The organism is Terrisporobacter sp. (assembly GCF_017888745.1).
Classification (GTDB): domain Bacteria; phylum Bacillota; class Clostridia; order Peptostreptococcales; family Peptostreptococcaceae; genus Terrisporobacter.
In genome coordinates this window covers 1-1,765 of the sequence record NZ_JAGHFM010000373.1, presented here as the reverse complement: position 1 = coordinate 1,765, position 1,765 = coordinate 1, and the positions used below count along the sequence as shown (strand labels likewise).

At 23.6% G+C, this 1,765-nt stretch carries 1 protein-coding gene and 1 pseudogene; both read right to left on the bottom strand.

The window, feature by feature from the left end; genetic code table 11:
• Positions 1 to 538, bottom strand: a pseudogene (locus J7G74_RS16145) (DNA recombination protein RmuC); the annotation flags it as partial.
• A 210-nt stretch (positions 539 to 748) separates the two neighbouring features.
• A complete protein-coding gene (hpf, locus tag J7G74_RS16140; protein ID WP_297137262.1) occupies positions 749 to 1,303 on the bottom strand; it encodes a ribosome hibernation-promoting factor, HPF/YfiA family in 555 nt (184 codons plus the stop codon).
• Positions 1,304 to 1,765: the final 462 nt, after the last annotated feature.

Below are 1,765 nucleotides of genomic sequence, written 5' to 3'. Positions count from 1 at the left end.
TTTGCATTTCTCCTAAACCTTTATAAACTTGTTCAAGTCTATCATTAACCATTTTAAAGGATTCCCCAAGTCTTTTTTCTAAAGTATTTTGAAGTTTCTCATCAACTGTCACTCTCATTTTTTCTAAATTTTCTTCTGTTGATTTAGTTAGCTCTGTAAACTTTTCTTTTTGTAAACTTGTAAGTTCACTTATATTTTTACTTAAATTACTATCAAACCTCTGTAATGTTTTTTCTATATTTTTAGAATTTGTTTCAAATTGATTCTGCTGAAGCGTAGATAAATTCATAATATGTCTTGATATTGAAGATGTCATGCTGTCTATTGTAAGTTTTATTTCCTGCCTATTATCATACTCATTTCTTCTAGACTCTTCTCTATTGTTATAAAATTCTTCCCTAAATAACCTTTCCATATTATCAAATCTCTTATTTATATCTTCATTAAGCCTATTAACATTAACATCTTTAGGTTTTATAGATAAATAAATATCTATAATTAAAAGTACAATTATTACAACTAACAAAATTTCTAACAAATTATCAACTCCCATTCCCTATAAAATATATAACCTTTAAAAATATACATGATTTCTAATTTTCATTCTCATTATATAATAACAAAATATACTATAACCCTCAATAATACCAATGTTTATAGTATCATACTTAAATATTATTATTAAACTTAAAAAGGTTATTGATAAACAATTATCAATAACCTTGTATATACTTACAATAATATAATTCTATTCATGTTCTATTAGACCATATCCACCATTCTCACGTCTATAAACAATAGATATTTCATCACTATCTATATTTCTAAACATATAAAATCCATGTTCTATTAATTCCATTTGTAGTATGGCTTCTTCTGGACTCATTGGTTTCATATCAAATTTTTTACGTCTTTCTATTACTATATCTAAATTATCATCTACATCTTCCGCTACTTCATCATTTTCCATAACTTCGTCACTTTGGAATCTTATGCTTTGATCCTTAGATTGATGTTTATCCTGTAATTTATTTTTATATCTTCTTATTTGCTTTTTAAGTTTGTCATAAACCACATCTATCGCAGCATATAAATTTTCTTCACTATCTTCTGCTCTAATAATCGGTCCACTTATAGGGATAATTGTTACTTCTATTTTTTGAGTTGATTTTTTTGCACTTACAGTAACCTTAACTTCTGTCTCTGGGTTAAGATAACGATCTAATCTTCCTATTTTCTCTTCTATTGCTACCTTAATTCCATCTGTAAGTTCTAATTTTTTTCCTGATATTATTATTTTCATAAGAACATCTCCCTTCACTTATGTAAAGCATACTTATTACATTATACTCTACTGTATGCATTATTATTTATGCTTTAATATTATATTCTATATTAATTCTTATTTTCCTTTTTTTATTTTTAACTTTTTAAATTATTCTATACTGTCAAAAAAAATGTTTTTTTGTTATTTTATTATATTTTTTATCGATGTGGATTAATAATCAACAAATACTGTGGATAATGTTAATAACTCTGTTGATAACTGTATCAATTGTGTATTTTATCCTATTTTAGTATTACTTTATTATCCACATATAATATTTTTTTCTGTTAGTTATTTGTTCCTAAAGTATTATAAATTTAATGATTATGAATTTATAGTTGATAAATTATATCTAATATAGAAATATACTCTCAAATCACAAAATAAACTAGTAAGTATAATATTTTTATAAAATATTTATTATTTTTTATAAAAATT